This is a genomic window from Streptomyces sp. NPDC033270, from assembly GCF_055576575.1.
This window is the reverse complement of record NZ_JBVIRA010000012.1, coordinates 155,768-174,176: the sequence shown is the minus strand read 5'-3', so window position 1 is coordinate 174,176 and position 18,409 is coordinate 155,768. Positions and strand designations below refer to the sequence as shown.

18 protein-coding genes are annotated in these 18,409 nt (G+C 73.6%); 12 read left to right on the top strand and 6 right to left on the bottom strand.

Features of this window, described 5'->3' with window-relative positions:
- Positions 1-44: 44 nt before the first annotated feature.
- Positions 45-503, top strand: coding sequence for an ATP-binding protein (locus ACZ5XZ_RS18930; RefSeq protein WP_384430062.1), 459 nt, complete (start codon positions 45-47; stop codon positions 501-503).
- Between the two features lie 282 nt (positions 504-785).
- Here the strand turns inward: ACZ5XZ_RS18930 and ACZ5XZ_RS18925 are convergent, their stop codons facing one another.
- Positions 786-1,712 carry a cyclase family protein gene (locus tag ACZ5XZ_RS18925; protein WP_468979336.1) on the bottom strand — a complete coding sequence of 309 codons (927 nt, stop codon included), beginning with the start codon at positions 1,710-1,712 and terminating at the stop codon, positions 786-788.
- Between the two features lie 82 nt (positions 1,713-1,794).
- On the opposite strand from ACZ5XZ_RS18925, the gene ACZ5XZ_RS18920 reads away from it, so the two are divergent.
- From ACZ5XZ_RS18920 to ACZ5XZ_RS18900, 5 genes are all read left to right on the top strand, one after another.
- Positions 1,795-2,700, top strand: a complete 906-nt coding sequence (locus tag ACZ5XZ_RS18920) for an SDR family oxidoreductase (RefSeq protein WP_468979335.1) — start codon at positions 1,795-1,797, stop codon at positions 2,698-2,700.
- 57 nt (positions 2,701-2,757) lie between these two features.
- Positions 2,758-3,954, top strand: coding sequence for an acyl-CoA dehydrogenase family protein (locus ACZ5XZ_RS18915; RefSeq protein ID WP_468979332.1), 1,197 nt, complete (start codon positions 2,758-2,760; stop codon positions 3,952-3,954).
- A 21-nt stretch (positions 3,955-3,975) separates the two neighbouring features.
- Positions 3,976-5,046, top strand: a complete 1,071-nt coding sequence (locus ACZ5XZ_RS18910; RefSeq protein WP_468979330.1) for a Zn-dependent alcohol dehydrogenase — start codon at positions 3,976-3,978, stop codon at positions 5,044-5,046.
- A 109-nt stretch (positions 5,047-5,155) separates the two neighbouring features.
- The gene (locus ACZ5XZ_RS18905) at positions 5,156-6,505 is read left to right on the top strand and encodes an MFS transporter (RefSeq protein ID WP_468979327.1); all 1,350 of its coding nucleotides are present in this window, start codon (positions 5,156-5,158) and stop codon (positions 6,503-6,505) included.
- A gap of 103 nt (positions 6,506-6,608) precedes the next feature.
- Entirely contained in the window at positions 6,609-7,232 is a 624-nt protein-coding gene (locus ACZ5XZ_RS18900) for a hypothetical protein (protein ID WP_468979326.1), read from the top strand.
- 171 nt (positions 7,233-7,403) lie between these two features.
- On the opposite strand, the gene ACZ5XZ_RS18895 is transcribed toward ACZ5XZ_RS18900, so the two are convergent.
- A complete protein-coding gene (locus ACZ5XZ_RS18895; RefSeq protein WP_468979425.1) occupies positions 7,404-8,012 on the bottom strand; it encodes a flavin reductase family protein in 609 nt (202 codons plus the stop codon).
- 221 nt (positions 8,013-8,233) lie between these two features.
- Between ACZ5XZ_RS18895 and ACZ5XZ_RS18890 the strand changes: the two genes are divergently transcribed.
- Both ACZ5XZ_RS18890 and ACZ5XZ_RS18885 read left to right on the top strand, forming a co-directional pair.
- Entirely contained in the window at positions 8,234-8,815 is a 582-nt protein-coding gene (locus tag ACZ5XZ_RS18890) for an RNA polymerase sigma factor (protein ID WP_468979325.1), read from the top strand.
- Positions 8,812-9,480 carry a hypothetical protein gene (locus tag ACZ5XZ_RS18885; protein ID WP_468979323.1) on the top strand — a complete coding sequence of 223 codons (669 nt, stop codon included), beginning with the start codon at positions 8,812-8,814 and terminating at the stop codon, positions 9,478-9,480. The genes ACZ5XZ_RS18890 and ACZ5XZ_RS18885 overlap by 4 nt, the downstream gene beginning before the upstream one ends.
- Before the next feature lie 18 nt (positions 9,481-9,498).
- Here the strand turns inward: ACZ5XZ_RS18885 and ACZ5XZ_RS18880 are convergent, their stop codons facing one another.
- The gene (locus ACZ5XZ_RS18880) at positions 9,499-10,389 is read right to left on the bottom strand and encodes an enoyl-CoA hydratase/isomerase family protein (protein ID WP_468979320.1); all 891 of its coding nucleotides are present in this window, start codon (positions 10,387-10,389) and stop codon (positions 9,499-9,501) included.
- Between the two features lie 109 nt (positions 10,390-10,498).
- Positions 10,499-12,757: an acetate--CoA ligase family protein gene (locus ACZ5XZ_RS18875; protein ID WP_468979318.1), complete on the bottom strand. Its 2,259-nt coding sequence runs from the start codon at positions 12,755-12,757 to the stop codon at positions 10,499-10,501.
- Between the two features lie 230 nt (positions 12,758-12,987).
- Between ACZ5XZ_RS18875 and ACZ5XZ_RS18870 the strand changes: the two genes are divergently transcribed.
- From ACZ5XZ_RS18870 to ACZ5XZ_RS18860, 3 genes are all read left to right on the top strand, one after another.
- Entirely contained in the window at positions 12,988-13,440 is a 453-nt protein-coding gene (locus ACZ5XZ_RS18870) for a DoxX family membrane protein (RefSeq protein WP_468979317.1), read from the top strand.
- Between the two features lie 83 nt (positions 13,441-13,523).
- A complete protein-coding gene (locus tag ACZ5XZ_RS18865) occupies positions 13,524-13,955 on the top strand; it encodes a Zn-ribbon domain-containing OB-fold protein (RefSeq protein ID WP_468979423.1) in 432 nt (143 codons plus the stop codon).
- Positions 13,956-14,050: 95 nt separating this feature from the next.
- Positions 14,051-14,539, top strand: coding sequence for a GNAT family N-acetyltransferase (locus ACZ5XZ_RS18860; RefSeq protein ID WP_468979314.1), 489 nt, complete (start codon positions 14,051-14,053; stop codon positions 14,537-14,539).
- A gap of 93 nt (positions 14,540-14,632) precedes the next feature.
- Here ACZ5XZ_RS18860 and ACZ5XZ_RS18855 read toward each other — a convergent pair whose 3' ends face one another.
- A complete protein-coding gene (locus ACZ5XZ_RS18855) occupies positions 14,633-15,364 on the bottom strand; it encodes a pyridoxine/pyridoxamine 5'-phosphate oxidase (RefSeq protein WP_468979313.1) in 732 nt (243 codons plus the stop codon).
- A gap of 1 nt (position 15,365) precedes the next feature.
- Positions 15,366-16,775 (bottom strand): FAD-dependent monooxygenase, encoded by a 1,410-nt coding sequence (locus ACZ5XZ_RS18850; protein WP_468979311.1) that lies wholly within the window; start codon positions 16,773-16,775, stop codon positions 15,366-15,368.
- A 388-nt stretch (positions 16,776-17,163) separates the two neighbouring features.
- Here ACZ5XZ_RS18850 and ACZ5XZ_RS18845 point away from each other — a divergent pair, with 388 nt between their 5' ends.
- The gene (locus ACZ5XZ_RS18845) at positions 17,164-18,339 is read left to right on the top strand and encodes a macrolide family glycosyltransferase (protein WP_468979310.1); all 1,176 of its coding nucleotides are present in this window, start codon (positions 17,164-17,166) and stop codon (positions 18,337-18,339) included.
- Positions 18,340-18,409: the final 70 nt, after the last annotated feature.

Sequence of the window (18,409 nt, the reverse complement as noted above, 5' to 3'; positions counted from 1 at the left end):
GGAGGCGCGAGGCGATGTTTCCGCCGGTTCGGATGGTGTGAGCGGTGCAGGTGCTTCAGGTGCAGTTGGACGTACGACCCGACCCCGCGGAGGTCGGCAGAGCCCGGCGGTGGGCCCGCTCGCGGCTCGTGGGGTCCGGCATAGGGCCCGATGAACCACTTGCCGAGACGTTGATCCTGCTGATCTCCGAACTCGTCACCAACGCCGTGGTGCACACCGGTGCGGCGGCCGAGCTGCGGATGTGCTTCTCCGGCTCGGGCGCGGTGGTGGGGACGGTCCGGGTGGAGGTGGTGGACGCCAGTGCCCGCCCGCCGCGCCAGCGGCACGCCGACGGCGACGACACCAACGGGCGCGGCCTGGAGCTGGTCGACGGCCTGGCGGACCGCTGGGGTTGGCAGCCCGAGGGTGCCGGTAAGCGCATCTGGTGCGAAGTGGACCGCGGCCGGCCGCTGCTGATGGCGACCGGTACGGATCTGGGGCATTTGAGCCCCATTGCTCCGTGATGAATCCGGATCAAGGTGAATAAATCGGGCACGACGCGCCGAGCTCCGGGAATTTAGTCCAGACCAGGTGTTGACGTGGCGTGCCCAGTTGATCACTCTTGGGTGGAGCGATTCGCAGGAGGGGACGTCGAGGGTGTGGGGGGAATCGGGTGTGTGCCCGGTCCTGGCCTCGGCGAGTGCGGATCGCGGCCTGGTGGGTGGCGGTCCGCGGTGCCGTGCTCGGGGCGCGCATGAGCGCACCGCCACCTGGCCGGCCGGATGCCGGTCGAGCGCCGGGCGGTGTCAGAGGATCGCGACCGGCGCGACCGGTGCGCCGGATCCGCCGACGAACGGCTCGGCCGGCGCCGACAGGAAGAACGCATAGCGCCCCGTCTCCGCGCAGGCCGTCGACAGCTCCTCCAGGTTCCAGTTCTGGCCCTGCAGCATGCCCATCTCGACGAGGTGCAGCGCATGTACCGGCAGCCACAGGTTCTCGATCTCCGGCGGGAAGATCTCGAAGGTCAGGGTGTCGTTGGCGACCGCCGCGACATCGCGCGCACGGAACCACTCCGGGGTGCGCAGCGACAGTCCGGGCGAGGGGAACGCGTAGGCCTGCCGGTCGCCGTCCAGGTAGTGCCGCAGCTGCCCGGTCCGTACCAGGACGATGTCGCCGGTCCGGACCGTCGTGCCGGCCAGCTCCTCGGCGGCGTCCAGGTCCTGCGGGGTGACGGCGTGCCCGCCGGGCAGTCGGTCGGTGCCGTGTGCGCGGGCCACGTCCAGAAGGACGCCGCGGGAGGCGATCGGGGTGGCCTTCTCGATGCCGAGGGCGGTGGCCCCGTGGTGGGCGGTGACCGAGTCGGCGGGGCGGTTGTTGTACAGGCGCCCGGAGTGTGAGACGTGGGTGAGGCCGTCCCAGTGGGTGGCGGCCTGGAGGCCCATGGTGACCGCGTCGTCCGAGGTGGCGACCGTGTCCGGGCCGAAGATCTCCTGGTTGATGGCGGTCATGGTGTGCAGCGGGTTGACCCGGCCCGGGATCATGCCGGTCTGTACGCCGTCCTGCTGGAGCGGGAGGGCGAGGGGGATCCGGCGGCCGCTGCGGACGCAGCCGGCGGCCTCCCGTACGACCTGCTCGGTGATCAGGTTGAGGGTGCCGATCTCGTCGTCCGCCCCCCAGCGCCCCCAGTTGTTCACGCGCTTGGCGATGTCGTGGAAGTCCTGCGGCAGGGGCATGGCGGCCTCCGGGGTCTTGTGTTTGACGCACGGCTGCCCAAAAATCTAACGGTCCGTCAGAAACTGCGGGAAGGGGCGCGGCATGGGGAACTTCTTGGCCGGCAAGGTGGTCGCCGTCACCGGCGCGGGACGCGGCATCGGGCGCGCCGTCGCGCTGGCCTGCGCCGCGCACGGCGCCCGCGTCGTGGTCAACGACTACGGCGTCTCGATCGACGGCGGCGCCCCGAGCAGCGAGGTCGCCGACGCGGTGGTCAAGGAGATCGAGGCGGCGGGCGGGGAGGCGGCCGCGGTCGCCGACGACGTCTCCACCATGGCCGGCGGCCAGCGGATCGTGGACACCGCGCTGGCGCGGTACGGGCGGATCGACGGCGTGGTGTGCGTGGCCGGGATCCTGCGCGAGCGGATGCTGTTCAACATGTCCGAGGAGGAGTGGGACCCGGTGGTCGCCACGCACCTCAAGGGCACCTTCACCGTCTTCCGGGCGGCGGCCGCGGTGATGCGGCGCCAGGGGTCGGGGACCCTGGTGGGCTTCGCCAGCGGCAACCACCAGGGGTCGGTCTCCCAGGCCAACTACGCCTCCGCGAAGGGCGGGATCATCTCGCTGGTCCGCAGTGCCGCGCTGGGCCTGCACAAATACGGGGTGACCGCCAACGCGGTGGCGCCCGTCGCCCGTACGCGGATGTCGGCGAACGTGCCGATGGAGCTGAAGGAGATCGGCGAGCCGGAGGACGTGGCGGCGTTCGTCGTCTATCTGCTCAGCGAACGGGCGCGCGAGGTCACCGGCCAGGTCTACACGGTGGCGGGCCCGAAGATCGCGGTGTGGGCCCAGCCGCGGGAGCTGCGCTCGGTGTACGGGGACGGCGGATGGACGCCGGAGAAGGTCGCCGAGGTGGTTCCCGGGGCGGTGGGGGTCGATCCGATGCCGATGCTGGAGCAACTGGAGCAGATGGCGGCCGCCGCGGCGGCCAAGGCCCGGCCCAACCGGTAGCGGGCCGACCCGTGTTGACGGGTGGCGGGACGGGGCTTTCGACGTCGGGAGGTCGGCGTGGACTTTGAGTTCGGGCGGGCGGACGAGGAATTCCGGGCCGAGGCCCGCGCCTGGCTGGCGGGGCGTCTCGTGGGGCCCTACGAGACGCTGGCGGGCCGGGGCGGCCCCGGCAGCGAGCACGAGGCACCCGCGGCGCGCCGCGCGTGGGAGCGGGAGCTCGGGGCCGGCGGATGGATCGGCATCGGGTGGGACCGCACCCACGGTTCCTACGGCAACCGGGCGGCGAGCCTGACGCAGCAGGTGGTGTGGGCCGAGGAGTACGCGCGGGCCGCGGCGCCCGGGCGGGTGGGCCACATCGGGGAGAACCTGCTGGCGCCGACGCTGATCGCCTGCGGCGACGAGGCGCAGCGGCGGCGGTTCCTGCCGGCCGTCGCCCGCGGCGAGGAGCTGTGGTGCCAGGGCTACAGCGAGCCGGACGCGGGGTCGGACCTGGCGGGGGTGCGGACGGCGGCGGTCCGGGACGGGGCCGCGTACCGGGTCAGCGGGCAGAAGATCTGGACGTCGCTGGCCGGAGAGGCCGACTGGTGCTTCGTGCTGGCGCGGACGGACCCCGGTGAGCGGCGGCACCGTGGGCTGTCGTTCCTGCTGGTGCCGATGGACCAGCCGGGGCGCATCGAGGTGCGGCCGATCCGGCAGATGTCGGGGACGGCGGAGTTCAACGAGGTGTTCTTCGACGGGGCGGTGGCACGGTCCGAGCATGTCGTCGGCGGGGAAGGGGCCGGCTGGCGGGTGGCGATGGGGCTGCTGGCGCTGGAGCGCGGGGTCTCCACGCTCGTCCAGCAGATCGGGTTCGCCGCGGAGCTGGCCGAGGTGATCGCGGCCGCGGTCCGCTGCGGGACGCTGACGGACCCCGTGCTGCGCGCTCAACTCATCGCGCAGTGGGCCGAGTTGAGGGTCATGCGGTGGAACGCGCTGCGGACCCTGGGCGCGGCCGGCGACGCGGGTGCGCCGAGCGTGGCGAAGCTGCTGTGGGGCGGCTGGCATCGGCGGCTCGGGGAGCTGGCGATGCGGGTGCGGGGTGCCGCGGCCGCACGGGGACCCGTCGACTGGACCCCGCACGCGCCGTACGAACTGGACCCGTTGCAGCGGCTGTTCCTGTTCACCCGGGCCGACACGATCTACGGCGGCTCGGATGAGATCCAGCGCAACATCATCGCCGAGCGCGTGCTCGGCCTGCCCAGAGTGGAGCGGTGAAATGACCGGAGTGGAGCGGGGATGAAGGGCGTCATATTCGACGGCGATCGGCCCCGGGTCGTGGACGATCTGCAGGTGCGCGACCCCGGGCCGGGCGAGGTGCTGGTCGGGATCCGGGCGGCCGGGCTGTGCCACAGCGATCTGTCGGTGATCGACGGGACGATCCCCTTCCCGGTGCCGGTGGTGCTGGGGCACGAGGGAGCGGGCGTGGTGGAGGCCGTGGGCGCGGGCGTCGGGCATGTGGTGCCCGGCGACCATGTCGCGCTGTCGACGCTGGCCAACTGCGGGGCGTGCGCGGAGTGCGATCGCGGGCGGCCGACGATGTGCCGCCAGGCGATCGGGATGCCCCGCAGGCCGTTTCGGCGGGGCGGCACCGAGCTGTTCAGCTTCGCGTCGAACTCGGCGTTCGCGGAGCGTACGGTCGTCAAGGCGGTCCAGGCGGTGAAGATCGCCGAGGACGTTCCGCTGACGTCGGCCGCGCTGATCGGGTGCGGGGTGCTGACGGGCGTCGGGGCGGTACTGAACCGGGCCGGGGTGGACCGCGGGGAGTCGGTCGTGGTGACCGGGGCGGGCGGGATCGGCCTCAACGTGCTCCAGGGGGCGCGGATCGCGGGGGCGTCGGTGATCGTGGCGGTGGACGCCAACCCGGCGAAGGAGGCGGTGGCGCGGCAGTTCGGGGCGACGCACTTCGTCGATGCCTCGGCGGTGGCGGACGCCGTCACGGCGGTGAAGGAGATCCTGCCGGCCGGCGCCGACCACGCCTTCGAGTGCGTGGGCAGCACCCGGCTGATCCGGCAGGCGATCGACCTGCTCGACCGGCACGGCCAGGCGGTGCTGCTCGGTGTGCCCCCGGCCTCGGCGGAGGCCTCGTTCCTGGTGTCGTCGATGTATCTGGACAAGTCGATCCTGGGCTGCCGGTACGGGTCGTCGCGGCCGCAGCGGGACATCGCCCTGTACGCCCGGCTCTACCGCGAAGGACGGCTGCTGCTGGACGAGTTGGTGACCCGGACGTATCCGGTGGAGGACTTCGCGAAGGCGGCGGACGACGCACAGCGCGGACGGGTGGCGCGGGCGGTGCTGACCTTCGACTAGGAGTGCCACGCGGTCTCCGAGCCCTGGGCCCTGGGCCCTGGCCCGATCCTGGCGAACCCTGACCTTCTGGCCACTCGTTCGTACGGGTGATCCGGCCGAAGCTGATCCGGTGACCCAGACACCTGAACTCCCCCTACGGGCGGCCGGCTCCCGCGAGGGGAGTGCCCCCGTGCCCGCGCCCGCATCCGCGCCCGTGCGGCGCCGGCGGCCGCACCGCGCCTGGTCCGTCGCCGCCGTCACCTTCCTCACCATCATCGGCGCGGCCGGTTTCGCCTCCCTCCCCGGTCTGCTGATCGACCCGCTGCACGCCGAGTTCCACTGGTCGCGCGCCACCATCGGCTTCGCGGTGTCGGTGAACCTCGCCCTGTACGGGCTGACCGCGCCGTTCGCCGCCGCCCTGATGGACCGGTTCGGCATCCGGCGGGTGGTCGCGGTCGCCCTGGCGGTGATCGCGACCGGCGCCGGCCTGACGGTCTTCATGACGGCGAGCTGGCAACTGGTGCTCCTGTGGGGCGTGCTGGTCGGCCTGGGCAGCGGCTCGATGGCGCTGGCCTTCGCCGCCACGGTCACCGGCCGCTGGTTCACCGAACGGCGCGGGCTGGTCACCGGCATCCTCACCGCGGCCGGCGCCTCCGGCCAGCTGGTCTTCCTTCCGCTGCTGTCCTGGATCGTCGACCGGTACGACTGGCGGCCGGCCGCGGTGACCGTCGCGCTCGCCGCGCTCGCCGTCGTCCCCCTGGTGTGGCTGCTGCTGCGCGACCACCCGGCGGATGTCGGTCTGGCGCCCTACGGGGCGACGGAGTTCGTGCCCAAGCCGCCGCCGCAGCGGGGCGCGGCCCGGCGGGCGCTGCGGGCGCTGGTCTCGGCGGCGGGTACGGGGCCGTTCTGGCTGCTCGCGGGCACCTTCGCGATCTGTGGCGCCACCACGAACGGCCTGGTCAAGACCCACTTCGTGCCCGCGGCGCACGATCACGGCATGCCGATGACGGCGGCCGCCTCGCTGCTCGCGGTGATCGGCGTCTTCGACATCGCCGGAACCATCGCCTCCGGCTGGTTCACCGACCGCTTCGACACCCGCCGGCTGTTGGCCGTCTACTACGCCCTGCGCGGGCTGTCCCTGATGTTCCTGCCGCTGCTGCTGTCCGACACGGTGCATCCGCCGATGGTCTTCTTCATCGTCTTCTACGGCCTGGACTGGGTGGCCACCGTCCCGCCGACCATCGCCCTGTGCCGCGAGCACTACGGCGAGGACGGCGCGATCGTGTTCGGCTGGGTCCTGGCCGCCCACCAGGTCGGTGCCGCCCTGATCGCCTTCCTGGGCGGCCTCGCCCGCGACGTCTTCGGCACCTACAACCCCCTCTGGTACGCCTCGGGCGCGCTGTGCGCCCTCGCGGCCCTGATGGCCCTGGTCATCCGGCGGCGGGGGGAGGCGGGGCGGGTGCGGCCGGCCGTGGCGTAGCCCCCGGTGTCAGGGTGCGTTTCCGGCCACTGGATGATCCCCGTGGGATGCGTCGGACGCGTGAGGGGCGTGCGGCGCGCGAGTGCGGACGGGGAGACGGGCGATGGCGATGACCTGGGACGGGGCGGGAGGGGCCCGGACGGCAGGGGGCGGCGAGTCGCTCCGCGGCGTCTGGAGCGGCCGGGCCCTCGTGGTCTCGATGGCGGCGCTGTTCGCCGAGGCGGCCTGCGCGACGGCCGGGCTGGTGCTGTACGGCTTCACTCTGGAGGCGCCGGTCGGCAATCTGTTCCTGGCCACCCTCGTGTTCCCGGTCGCGCTCGTCGTCGGCGCCCTCCTCGGTCTGGTGCTGACGGCCACCCTGGTGCTGCCCACGCTGACGCTGGCGCGGTGGGCGGCGCGCCGGGCCGGGCGGCAGGGGCGGACGCGGTGGTGGTGGACGGTGGCCGCCGCGCCCGTTTCGGCGGCCGTGGCGACCCTCGCGTACGGGGCGCTCCTCGCGCTGCTCACCCGCTCCGTGGGGCCGCCGGCGCTCTATCTGGCCTGCTGGCCGGCGCTGGCCGCGGCCGCCGTACCGGCCGCTCTGGTGGCCGACATCGCCACCAGGGGCACCGGGGCCCGGCGCACCGTACAGCTGGTCGTCGCCGTCGCGGGCAGCGGCCTGCTGACCGCCTTCGCGCTGGGGGGCCTGGGCGTGGTCGGCATGGCGATCGGGCTGCTGCCGGCGTAGGAGCCGACCCGGGCCGAGCTCGTCGGCGTCTGGAGGGACGACGGCGTCGGCGCTCCCGTCCTGCGCTCCGACAGGGTGGCGTCGGCCCGGCGCATGAGCCGGCCGAAGGACCGCGCGACCCCGACGCATGGCACCGGCACGTGCTGACGCGGAAGTGACCGGGCCGGGCGCTCAGGGGCTGAAGTGCCCGAACCCGCCCCGGTGGAAGAGGAGCGGACCGGCTTCGGCCGCGCCGGGGTCGGTGCCGAGGGCTTCGACGCGGCCGACGACGATCAGGTGGTCGCCGCCGGTGTGCACCGCGTGGATCGTGCAGTCGATCCAGGCGGGGACGCCCGCGAGCCGGGGCGAACCGGTCGCGGGGGCCGGCCCGTAGGGGACACCGGCGAACTTGTCGGCGCCGCTGACCGCGAAGGCGCGGCACAGCCCGCCCTGGCCGGCGCCGAGGATGTTGACGCAGAACACCCCGGCGCGGGCGATCCGCGGCCAGGTCGTCGACGTGCGCGCCACCATGAACGTCACCAGCGGCGGGTCCAGGGAGAGGGAGGCGAAGGACTGGCAGGCGAAGCCGGCCGGTCCGGGCTCCGAGGGGGCGGTGACGATTGTGACGCCGCTGGCGAAGTGCCCCAGCACGGAGCGGAATTCGGCCGCGTCCAGTGGAGCGCGCTCGTCCTCGCGTACGGCGCGCAGCGCGGGCCGCGGGTGGGGTGCGGCGGGCGCGGGTGAGGGGGCCGTGGTCGGTGCGCCGACGGAGCGCAGATACCGCACGGCCGTGGCCGCCATTCCAGCGTGTCCCATCATGCCTTCATTGAATCTGATGGAGCGTCAGTTGTGAAGCCGGAGGAGGCGACGGCCACCCGGACGTGTGGTTTGCCGATCGGTCGGGGCGATCTTCGGTGGATTCGCGGCAGATTGGGTAGCGGATCGCTGATTGTGCGTCGCCCGCATGGGTAGCGTCCACCTCGGCCGCGTCCGTAGCCGAGCACGGGGGAGAGTTCCGGTACATGGCCGATGCGACACCGTCGTCAGCTCCGTCTGCCGCGTCACCCACCTTCGACGAGGTCTTCTGCGGGCTGCTGCCCCGGCTCTACCGAAGAGCGGTGATGCTGGCCGGTTCCCGACAGTCAGCGGAGGACGTGGTGCATGAGGCGTACCTCAGACTCGCCGCCCGCCCGCAGCGCTTCCTCGCCCATCCGGAGCCGTACGCCTACGCCTTCACCGCCGTGTTGAACGTCGCCCGCGACGCCTACCGCAAGGACCGGCGGCAGGTGCTGGTCGACGGCCTGGAGGGGGTGGAGGAGGCGGGGGCGGACGGCGCCGCGGCCGGAACCGGTGCGGCGTCCGGCGGCTGGGACGGCGGGGTGGAGCGGCGGCACGCCGAGATCGAAGCGGTGCGCCTGTTGGGGCGGTTGTCGCACCGGCAGGCCGGCATCGTCATCCTCGTCGACCTCGACGGCTACACCATCGACCAGGCCGCCAAGATCATGAAGGTGCATCGCGGCACCGCCGCCCGGCATCGCGCCCGCGCGCTGGACAGGCTGCGCGCCTACCTCGTTGAATCGGAGCACGGGCAGGCCGGGAGGTGAGCGGCACGGTGGGTGTGGGGCCACGGTTCGACGACGGCGGCGACGTCGGCGGAGCGGGCGGCGGCCCGGGCCCCGGCGGCGGCCGGGGCGACGGGGCCGGCGACGACGCGGAGGCGCTGCTGCGCGCCCGGCTGCGGCTGGCGGACGAGCAGATCGAGACACCGCCGGGCCTGTGGAACCGCATCAAGGAGACCGACCGCGAGCCGTCGCCCGCCGCGGTCGCGCTGCCCCGCCGACGCCCCTACGCGGTCGCGCTGGCGGTGGCCGCGGCGGTGGCCGCGGTGGCGCTGGGGGTGTGGTGGCTGGTGCGACCCGGGCCGGTCGACCTGCGGCCGGCGGGACCGCCCCGGACGGTGAAGATCACGGTCCACAACAGCGAGCAGGCCTGCCGGACGGGCCGCCTACTGGAGTGCGCGCTGCGGCTGGCCAGGGACCCGTACGCCCCCTACGCGGCGCGCGACAACTCCGCCGGCCGGGTCTGGCACGGCGACGCCCTGGCCGCCCGCTGCGTCGTCACCGACGGCCGCATGGTCCGCGACGAAGCCGGCATCACCTCCACCCGCTGGTATCTGGTCACCAGCGGGCAGGGGGTGCGGGGGTGGCTGCCGGGGGTGCGCACGCGCAACACGCGTGAGGTGCCGGTGTGCCCGGCGGAGGTGAGGTAGGCCGGCCTGCCCCCGGCGTCACCGGCCCCGGTAGGACGGGCTGCGCCGCTCCACGAAGGCGGCGACGCCTTCCTGGGCGTCCGCCGTCGTCATGGTGATCTCCTGGGCGGCGGCCTCGGCGGCGAACGCCGCGGCCCGGTCGGTCTCGAAGGAGGCGTTGACCAGCTGCTTGGTCAGGGCCAGTGTGCGGGTCGGGCCGGCCGCCAGCCGCTCGGCCCACTCCCGGGCCGTCTTGGCCAGCTCGTCGTCCGCGACGACCCGGTTCACCAGCCCCAGCCGCTCCGCCTCGGCGGCCGGCACGGCGTCCCCGAAGAACATCAGCTCCTTGGCGCGCTGCGGGCCGATCAGCCGCGGCAGGAGGTAGGCGCCGCCGCCGTCCGGGACCAGTCCGCGCCGGACGAACACCTCGATGAAACGGGCCGATTCGGCCGCCAGCACCAGGTCGCAGGCGAACGCGAGGTGGGCGCCGATCCCGGCCGCGGTGCCGTTGACCGCGGCGATCACCGGCTTCTCGCAGTCCAGCACCGCGCCGATGAACCGCTGGGCGCCGCGTCGGATCATCCGGGCGACATCGCCGGCGACCCGTTCGCCCGCCGGCGCCGAGCCGCGCAGCTCCGCGCCGGCGCAGAAGCCCTTGCCGGTCGCGGTGATCACGACGGCCCGTACGTCCGGGTCGGCCGAGGCGTCGGCGAGCCGGCCGATGATGCGTTCGCGCTGGTCCCAGGTGAGGGCGTTGAGGGCTTCGGGGCGGTTGAGGGTGATCCACGAGACGCCGTTGTCAGTGGCGTGCAGTACCCATGAATCGACGGGGTCGACGGCGGGGCCGGCGGGGCCGGCGGGTCCGTCGTCATCGCCGCCGGCGGCCGGCCCGGCGGGGGGAGTGGAAGCGGGGGGCGGGGAGGACGTCATGGGGGAGCGGCTCCAAAGGCTGTGGTCGGGATGCTTACGGCGGTCGGGCGGGCGGCTGCTTCGGCGGCCGGCGGTGCGGGCGGCGGCGCGTGGGCCGGGGCGAGCGCGGTCAGTGGCAGACGGCGAGCGCGTCGAGGGCCACCGCGCCCTGTCCGCGCGGCAGGACCACCAGCGGATTGATGTCCAACTCCGCCAGTTCACCGCCCATTTCGAGGGCCATCCGCTGCACCCGCAGCACGACCTCGACGAGCGCGTCGGTGTCCGCGGGCGGTGCGCCGCGCACGCCGTCCAGCAGGGCGTGGCCGCGCAGTTCGCTGAGCATCGCGCGGGCCTGGTCCTCCCCGAAGGGCGGCACGCCCACCGCGACATCCCGCAGCACCTCCACGAGCACTCCGCCCAGGCCGACGGTCACGGTCGGCCCGAAGAGGCTGTCGTGGGTGACGCCGACGACCATCTCGACGCCGCGCTCGATCATCTGGCAGACCAGCACACCGTCCAGCGGGAGGTCCTCGTAGCGGGCGATGTCGATCAGTTCGCGGTAGGCGTCGCGGACCTGGCTGGCCGAGGTCAGCGCGACCTTGACCAGGCCGAGTTCGGTCTTGTGCGCCAGCTGCGGCCCGGAGGCCTTCATCACGACGGGGTAGCCGACCTGGCTCGCCGCCCGTACGGCCGCCGCCGCGCTGGTCACCAGCTGCTCGCGCGGGACCCGGATGCCGTAGGCGCGCAGCAGCTGCTTCGCCGCGTGTTCGCTGAGCTGCTGGCCCGGGCGCATCAGTGCCTGCGCCTTGCGCGCGGAGGGGGACAACGTGCGCGGGGCGTCGTCGAAGGGGGAGCGGTAGGCGGCGGCGAAGCGGTGGTGGTCGAGGTAGGCGCGGACGGCCGTGATGCAGTTGGCGAAGGTGCGGAAGGTCGCCACCCGCGAGGAGCCGAGCAGGGTGCTGCGGTAGGCGTCCTCCGTGCCCACCGGAGAGCCCCACACCACACACACCAGCTTGTCCGTCCGCTCCGCCGCGTCCACGAGGTCCTGGGCGAGCTTGTCGCTCATCGGCGGGAACGGGCCGGTGATCGGGCAGATCAGTACGCCGACGGACGGGTCGGCCAGGATCGCGTCGATGATCTTGCGGCCGCGCCAGTCGCCCACGGGGTGCCCGCCGTTGTCGATCGGATTGGCGACGTTGAGGTAGTCCGGTATCCACTGGTGCAGCTCGGCCTGCTTGGCGGCGTCCAGGGTGGGCAGCCGCAGTCCCGCCGCGGTCGCCAGGTCGGAGAAGTGGGCGCCGGTGCCGCCGGAGATCGAATAGACGGCGACGCCCTCGGCGGCCGGCTTCCTGGCACGGGCCAGCAGCGCCGCGGTGTCCTGCAGCTCGTCGAGCCCGTCGACCCGGATCACGCCGAACTGCCGCATCGCGGCGTCCACGACCTCGTCCGCGCCGGTGAGTTTGCCGGTGTGCGAGGCGGCCGTCCGGGCGCCGGTCTCGGTGCGGCCGACCTTGACGGCGACGACCGGGACCTTGTTGCGGGCCGCGCGGTCGGCGGCGAGCAGGAAGCTGCGCCCGTCCTTGAGGCCTTCCACATATGCGGCGATGGCGCCGACCTCGGGACGGGTGGCGAAGTAGGAGAGGAAGTCGGCGGTCTCCAGATCGGCCTCGTTGCCGGTGGGGGCCCAGTGGGAGAGGCGGATGCCCAGTTCCTGGAGCGTGAAGACCGGTCGGCCCTGGTGGCCCGACTGGGTGATCAGGGCGATGGCCGGGCCGTCGAGGTCCGCGCGGAACTCCTCGAAGGCGTTGAGGTTGGTGTTCGGGCCGAGCAGCCGCAGCCCGGAGCGTTCGACGGCCTCGGCGAGCCGGGCCTGGGCGGCCGCGCCCCGCTCTCCGGTCTCGGCGAAGCCGGAGGCGAAGGCCACCGCGAACTTCACCTTGGCCTCGGCGAGTTCCTCGACGAGCGGCAGCGGATCGCCGACCAGCAGCACGGCGAGGTCGACGGGTTCCGGCAGCGCGGCGACGGAGGCGTAGCAGGGCCGCCCGAAGACCTGCGTCCGTCCCGGATTGACGGGGTGGAGCCGGGCGCCGACCCGCTCCGCCCAGGCGATCAGCTGGCGGGTGATGCCGGTGTTGGGGCGGCCTTCGGTGTCCGAGGCGCCGATCACGGCCACCGACTCGGGCCGGAAGAACCGGTCCAGGTCGGGCACCGGAGCGTGCAGCGGACGGCCGCTGACATCCCGGTCGACCGCGGCCCCGGTGTCCGGCCCGTCGCCGCCGCGATGCGGTGCGCTCGTGCTGTGGACGGTGTGTGGTGGTTGCTCCCCACAGGCCACGACGCGGGCCGGCCGGGAGTGCGTGGTGAGGCTGCCGTGAGTCGATCCAAGCATCGCAGACGCCCGCTCCTGTGTGACGGCTCTCAGTTACCTGGCTGTATCCCTGATCCCTGCATTAGCTGACACTTAGTCAGGTTACTGAACTGACGCTGCGTCAGGAATGGGGTTGCGCAGGAAAGCTCGGGCGGCCGCGGCGCCGGGCCGGATCGCATCCGACCCCTTGCGCGGGCCCGCCCCATGGGCTGAACTGACGTACCGTCAGAATTGGTGGAGGGGTGTGCGGGATGCAGACGATCTGGCTCGGCGGGGCGGAGTGGCTGGCCGTGCTCCGCATCGGCCTCGGCCTGTGGTGGCTGGAGAGCTGGCGCCACAAGGACAAGAAGGGCTGGTTCGAGCGCGGTACGGGCATCGCCTGGGCGGCGGAGGTGGCCGGCAAGCACCGCTGGGGTGCGGTGCGCACCGGCTTCGACAAGGTCGTACGGCCCCGGCCCAAGACGATGGCGTATGTCGTGGTCTACGCCGAACTGGCGCTGGGGCTCGGCCTCGTCCTCGGCTTCCTCACGCCGGTCGCCCTGGTGGGCGGCCTGCTGCTCAACCTGCTCTACCTGGTGCTGATGATCCATGACTGGGCCGAGCAGGGGCAGAACGCGATGATGGCCCTGATCTCCCTCGTCGCCCTGTTCGGCATGGGCTGGCAGACCTGGTCGCTCGACGCCGCCGTGGGGGTGTTCTCGTGACGGCCGGTGGCGGCGGGAGCGCGGCGGAGGCGGGTGCGCACGGTGCCGGGCGGGACGCGGCGCACCGTGCGGCGGGGTTCGATCTGCCGGAGGTGGACGCCTTCACCCGGCCGTACTGGGACGCGGCGGCCGAGGGGCGGCTGCTGTTGCGGCGCTGCCGGGCCGAGGGCTGTGGTGCGGCCCATCACTACCCGCGCGAGTTCTGCCCGTACTGCTGGAGCGAGGACGTCGGCTGGGAGCCGGCCGGCGGGCGCGCCACGCTCTACACCTGGTCCGTCGTGCACCGCAACGACCTCCCGCCGTTCGGCGACCGGGTGCCGTATGTCGCGGCCGTGGTCGATCTCGCCGAGGGGCCGCGGATGATGACCGAGATCGTCGACTGCCGGGAGGCGGAGCTGCGGATAGGGATGCCGCTCCTGGTGCGGTTCCGCCGTGCGGGAGCGGGGGCGGCAGTCGGGGACGGTGCCGGTGGCGCGGCCGGCGGCCTCGCCGTGCCGGTCTTCGGGCCCGCGTGACGCCGGCCGGGCCCCACCCCGGCGGCCTCCAGCCGGGCCCGGAGCCGGGGTGAATCCGGTGGCGGTCCGACCGGGGGCCGCGTCATGCTGGGGCCGTGCTGATCCGTGAGGCGACCGCGGCCGACTGGCCCGCCATCTGGCCCTTCTTCCACACCATCGTGGCGGCCGGGGAGACCTACACCTACCCGCGCGACCTCGACGAGGCGACGGGCCGGGAGATGTGGCTGCTGGAGCCGCCCGGCCGTACGGTCGTCGCCGTCGACGACTCCGGGACGGTCCTGGGCACGGCCAAGATGAACCCCAACCACATGGGCGGCTCCGCGCATATCGCGAGCGCCAGCTTCATGGTCGATCCGCGGTACGGCGGACGCGGCGTCGGGCGGGCGCTGGGGGAGCACGTACTGGCCTGGGCCCGGGCCGAGGGCTATCGGGCGATGCAGTTCAACGCCGTCGTGGAGACCAACACCGGCGCCGTCGCCCTCTGGAGGTCCCTGGGCTTCACGATCATGACCACCCTCCCCGAGGGCTTCCGGCACCCCACCAAGGGCTATGTGGGGCTGCACATCATGTACCGGCGACTGTGAGTGCCCCCCGGGGTCACTCCGGCGACGGACCCCGAGCCTCCCGCCCGGTCGCCCCCGGCGCTGCCGCCCCCACCGCCCCCGCCGCCCGACGCCTCACGGCCAGAGCAGCTCCCTGCTCCAACGCCCGTCCGCATAGCGGTAGTGGAGACGCAGATGCCGGCGCCGTGCGTCGCCCTGGAAGAACTCGACCTCCTCGGGGTGCAGTACGTACAGCGTCCAGCTGGGCACCGCCGCGTCCGGTTCCCGCTGCGCACGCTCCCAGGCGGCCTCCGAGGCGCGGGCCAGTTCCTCGACCGAGTCCAGTACCTCGCTCTGCCGGCCGACCAGCGCCGCGGCCAGCGCGCCCGTGGAGCGGCGGTGCAGATCGGCCGCGCTCTCCTCGGGTCCCGCCTCGGTCACCGTCCCCGTAACCCGCACCTGGCGGCCGACCGCCGGCCAGTAGAAGCCGAGCGCCGCCCGCGGCCGGGCCGCCAGTTCGCGGCCCTTGCGGCTGCCGCGGTGCGAGGCGAAGTGCCAGCCGCGCTCGTCGGCGTCGTGCAGCATCAGGGTCCGTACGGACGGGTCGCCGGCCGCGTCCGCGGTGGCGAGGGTCATCGTGTGCGGCTCCGGCTGGCCCGCTTCGGCGGCCTCCCGCAGCCACTGCCGGAACAGCGGCAGCGGCTCGGCCGGCGCCCCCGCCGGGTCGAACGCGGGCAGTTCGCAGTCCCAGACCCGCAGCCCGCGCAGCAGCTCGCGGAACGCGCGGGCGGCGGCGTCCGCCTCGCCGGTGGGGGCGGCGGGGGCGGCGTCCGGTGTGTCGTCCTGGTGCGCGGGGTGATCGCTCATGTCAGGCAGCGTACGTGCGGGTCGCGGCGGCCGGTGCGGGACCGGCCGCGGCACCCGGTGCGCCGTCCGCCGTCCCGCCCTGCGCGGGAACCCGCCCCCGGCCGGGCTGCGGATAGTCCTTGAGCGTGATCGCGCGGGCGCCCCGCTGCACATCCTCCGCGATCTTCTTCGCCACGAGGTTCTTCCACGGCATGTACGGCAGGATCCGCAGCATCAGATGCCGGAGGCGGATCTGCCCCCGGGTGTCCGCCGTCATCTCCTTCACGAACTTCCGCGCCAGCGCGTGATTGACCGCGACATAGCCGCGCATCTCCGCCTCGTAGCGCGCGAAGGCCGCCTCCGGCTCCCCTCCGGCCGCCAGCTCCCCGGCCAGGACGTACGCGCCGACCAGCGCCATCCCCGTGCCCTGCCCCGACGCCGGCGAGGCGCAGTGCGCGGCGTCGCCGAGCAGCACCACCCGCCCGCGCGACCAGCGGTCCATCTCGATCAGATGCAGCCCGTCGAAGTAGAGGTCGTCCGCCTCGCGGGCCGCTTCGAGAAGCCGCGGGACCTGCCAGCCGACGCCCTCGAACGCGTCCTGGAGCAGCGCCAGTTGCGCGGCGCGGTCGCGGTGGTCGTAGGTCAGGCGGGGCGAGCGGAAGGCCAGCAGGCCGGTGGCCCGCGGATCGCCGGCGGAGCTGTAGGCGCAGATCAGCTTGCCCGGTACGGCGTGGTACAACTCCTCGCGGTCCAGGCCGAGTTCGTTCGGCATGGAGAAGGCCGAGAGGTACGCGCCGAGGTGCCGTGCGAACTGCTCCTCCGGGCCGAAGGCCAGGCGCCGGACGGTCGAGTGCAGGCCGTCGGCGCCGACGACGAGGTCGAAGCGGCGCGGGGCGCTCCGCTCGAAGGTGACGTCGACTCCTTCCGCAGCGGTGTCCGGGTGGTCGTCCGGGCGCGGTACGCCGGAGGTGCTCGCGGCCGCGGGCGCGGCGGGGGTGATCGAGGTGATCGAGTCGCCGAAGAGGTACTCGACGTCGGAGCGGGTGCGCTCGTAGAGGATGCGGGCCAGTTCGCCGCGCATGATCTCGTCGTCGCGATCGACCCGCGCGCCGAAGATGTCGGCCGGGAGGGTGGCGATCCGCTTGCCGTCGTCGTCCACGTACGCGCCGGTCCGCATGTCCGCACTGGCGCGCTGGATGTCCTCCAGGATCCCCATCCGCTCGACGACCTCGATCGCGGCGCCCCGGATGTCGACCTTGTAGCCGCCGGTGCGCAGTGCGGGGGCGCGCTCGACGACGGTCACCGCGAATCCGTAGCGGTGCAGCCAGTGGGCGAGCGCCGGGCCGGCGATGCTCGCGCCGGAGATCAGCACGGTACGGGGCGCGGTGCGGGGGCCGGTGCTGGTGCGGGCGTGCGGGGCGGTTCCGGACATGGCGGGGTTCCCTTCGGGCGTGCGGTGGGTGGCGCTCGTGAGTGGGCTGCGTCGCGCGTCGCGGCGCTCGGTCGTGGTGCGCTCACCGACCGATACCTCGACTATACGAGCGTCTTAAACAGATGTCTATGACGACTGTCTATTACGCTTGTATAGATGGGCCCGAAAAACCGTTCGCCCCGTGCCGTCGCCGCTCGCTAGGCTCGCCGCATGCACCACTTCCACCAGATCTACGGCTGACACGGCCGAGGGCGGTCGTCCGCCCCGCCCGCACCCAGGCGTGCCCGGTGCGCCGCCGACCTCCGGTCGGTGCTGCGCGCCGCCGCCCGGGCCGTCGGGCATGCCGTGTTCCCCTCCGTGACTTCTGTGGTGAAGGAAGTGCTCTCCCATGCCCCGTACCGCCCATATCGCCATGCTCGGCTCGCCCATGGCCAGCCATGTGCTGCCCAGCCTGGAGATCATCAAAGAGCTGGTGGCCCGCGGCCATCGCGTCACGTACGCCAACAGCGACCACGCGGCCGCACTGATCGCCCCCACCGGCGCCGAGTTCGTGCGCTGCACCACCACCCTGCCGGTCGTCGAGAACGACTGGCCCCAGGACCCCATCGCCGCGTCCTCACTCTTCCTCGACGAGGCCATCGAGATGCTGCCGCAGCTGCGGGCCGTCTACGACGAGGACCCGGCCGACCTCTACCTCCACGACGTCTGCTCGTTCGCCGCCCGCGCCCTGGCCGAGTCGCAGGGCCGCGACCTCGTCCAGCTCTCCCCGACGTTCGTGACATGGGAGGGCGCACAGGAGGAGATCGCCGCCGCCTACGCCGCACTGCCGGGGGCGCAGGCCTACCAGGACCGGTTCGCCGCCTGGCTCGCCCGGAGCGGGGCGGTGACCACGGACGTGGCGGAGTTCTCCGGCCGGCCGCGCCGGGCGCTGGCGTTGATCCCGCGGGCCATGCAGCCGCACGCGGACCGGGTCGACCCCGACGTCGTGAGCTTCGTCGGGCCGTGCCTGGGCAGCCGTGCGGAGCAGGGCGGCTGGGTGCGGCCGGCCGGCGCGCAGAAGGTGCTGCTGGTGTCGCTCGGCTCGGCGTACACACGTCAGCCGGAGTTCTACCGGCAGTGCGTGGCGGCCTTCGGGGACCTGCCGGGCTGGCATGTGGTGTTGCAGATCGGCGCGTACGTCGACCCGGCGGAGCTGGGGACGACGCTCCCGGCGAACATCGAAGTGCGGTCGTGGGTACCGCAGTTGGCCATCCTGGAGCAGGCGGACGCGTTTGTGACGCATGCGGGGATGGGCGGCAGCGGTGAGGGGCTGTACACCGGGGTGCCGATGATCGCGGTGCCGCAGGGCGCCGAGCAGTTCGTCAACGCCGACCAGCTGGTCGAGCTGGGTGTCGCCCGCCGTATCGACACCGCCGACGCCACGGCGGAGGCGTTGCGTACGGCCCTGGTGGAGCTCACGGCCGATCCGCGGGTCGCCGCGCGTTCGGCCCAGCTGCGGGCCGAGGCCCGCGCGCAGGGCGGGGCCCGCCGGGCCGCGGACCTGATCGAGGAGCGGTTGGGCTGACGGAACCGGGGCGGTCCAGGGCCCGGGGCGCAAACCCGGGGCCCGGGGCCGCCCCTCGCCATCCCGCCCC

What these genes read in the sequence shown, in the direction of transcription:
- ACZ5XZ_RS18925 (WP_468979336.1), bottom strand. Translation starts at nt 1,712, where the DNA reads ATGCCCCTGCCGCAGGACTTCCACGACATCGCCAAGCGCGTGAACAAC.
- ACZ5XZ_RS18920 (WP_468979335.1), top strand. Translation starts at nt 1,795, where the DNA reads ATGGGGAACTTCTTGGCCGGCAAGGTGGTCGCCGTCACCGGCGCGGGA.
- ACZ5XZ_RS18910 (WP_468979330.1), top strand. Translation starts at nt 3,976, where the DNA reads ATGAAGGGCGTCATATTCGACGGCGATCGGCCCCGGGTCGTGGACGAT.
- ACZ5XZ_RS18900 (WP_468979326.1), top strand. Translation starts at nt 6,609, where the DNA reads ATGGCGATGACCTGGGACGGGGCGGGAGGGGCCCGGACGGCAGGGGGC.
- ACZ5XZ_RS18895 (WP_468979425.1), bottom strand. Translation starts at nt 8,012, where the DNA reads ATGGCGGCCACGGCCGTGCGGTATCTGCGCTCCGTCGGCGCACCGACC.
- ACZ5XZ_RS18890 (WP_468979325.1), top strand. Translation starts at nt 8,234, where the DNA reads ATGGCCGATGCGACACCGTCGTCAGCTCCGTCTGCCGCGTCACCCACC.
- ACZ5XZ_RS18880 (WP_468979320.1), bottom strand. Translation starts at nt 10,389, where the DNA reads ATGACGTCCTCCCCGCCCCCCGCTTCCACTCCCCCCGCCGGGCCGGCC.
- ACZ5XZ_RS18875 (WP_468979318.1), bottom strand. Translation starts at nt 12,757, where the DNA reads ATGCTTGGATCGACTCACGGCAGCCTCACCACGCACTCCCGGCCGGCC.
- ACZ5XZ_RS18870 (WP_468979317.1), top strand. Translation starts at nt 12,988, where the DNA reads ATGCAGACGATCTGGCTCGGCGGGGCGGAGTGGCTGGCCGTGCTCCGC.
- ACZ5XZ_RS18855 (WP_468979313.1), bottom strand. Translation starts at nt 15,364, where the DNA reads ATGAGCGATCACCCCGCGCACCAGGACGACACACCGGACGCCGCCCCC.
- ACZ5XZ_RS18850 (WP_468979311.1), bottom strand. Translation starts at nt 16,775, where the DNA reads ATGTCCGGAACCGCCCCGCACGCCCGCACCAGCACCGGCCCCCGCACC.
- ACZ5XZ_RS18845 (WP_468979310.1), top strand. Translation starts at nt 17,164, where the DNA reads ATGCCCCGTACCGCCCATATCGCCATGCTCGGCTCGCCCATGGCCAGC.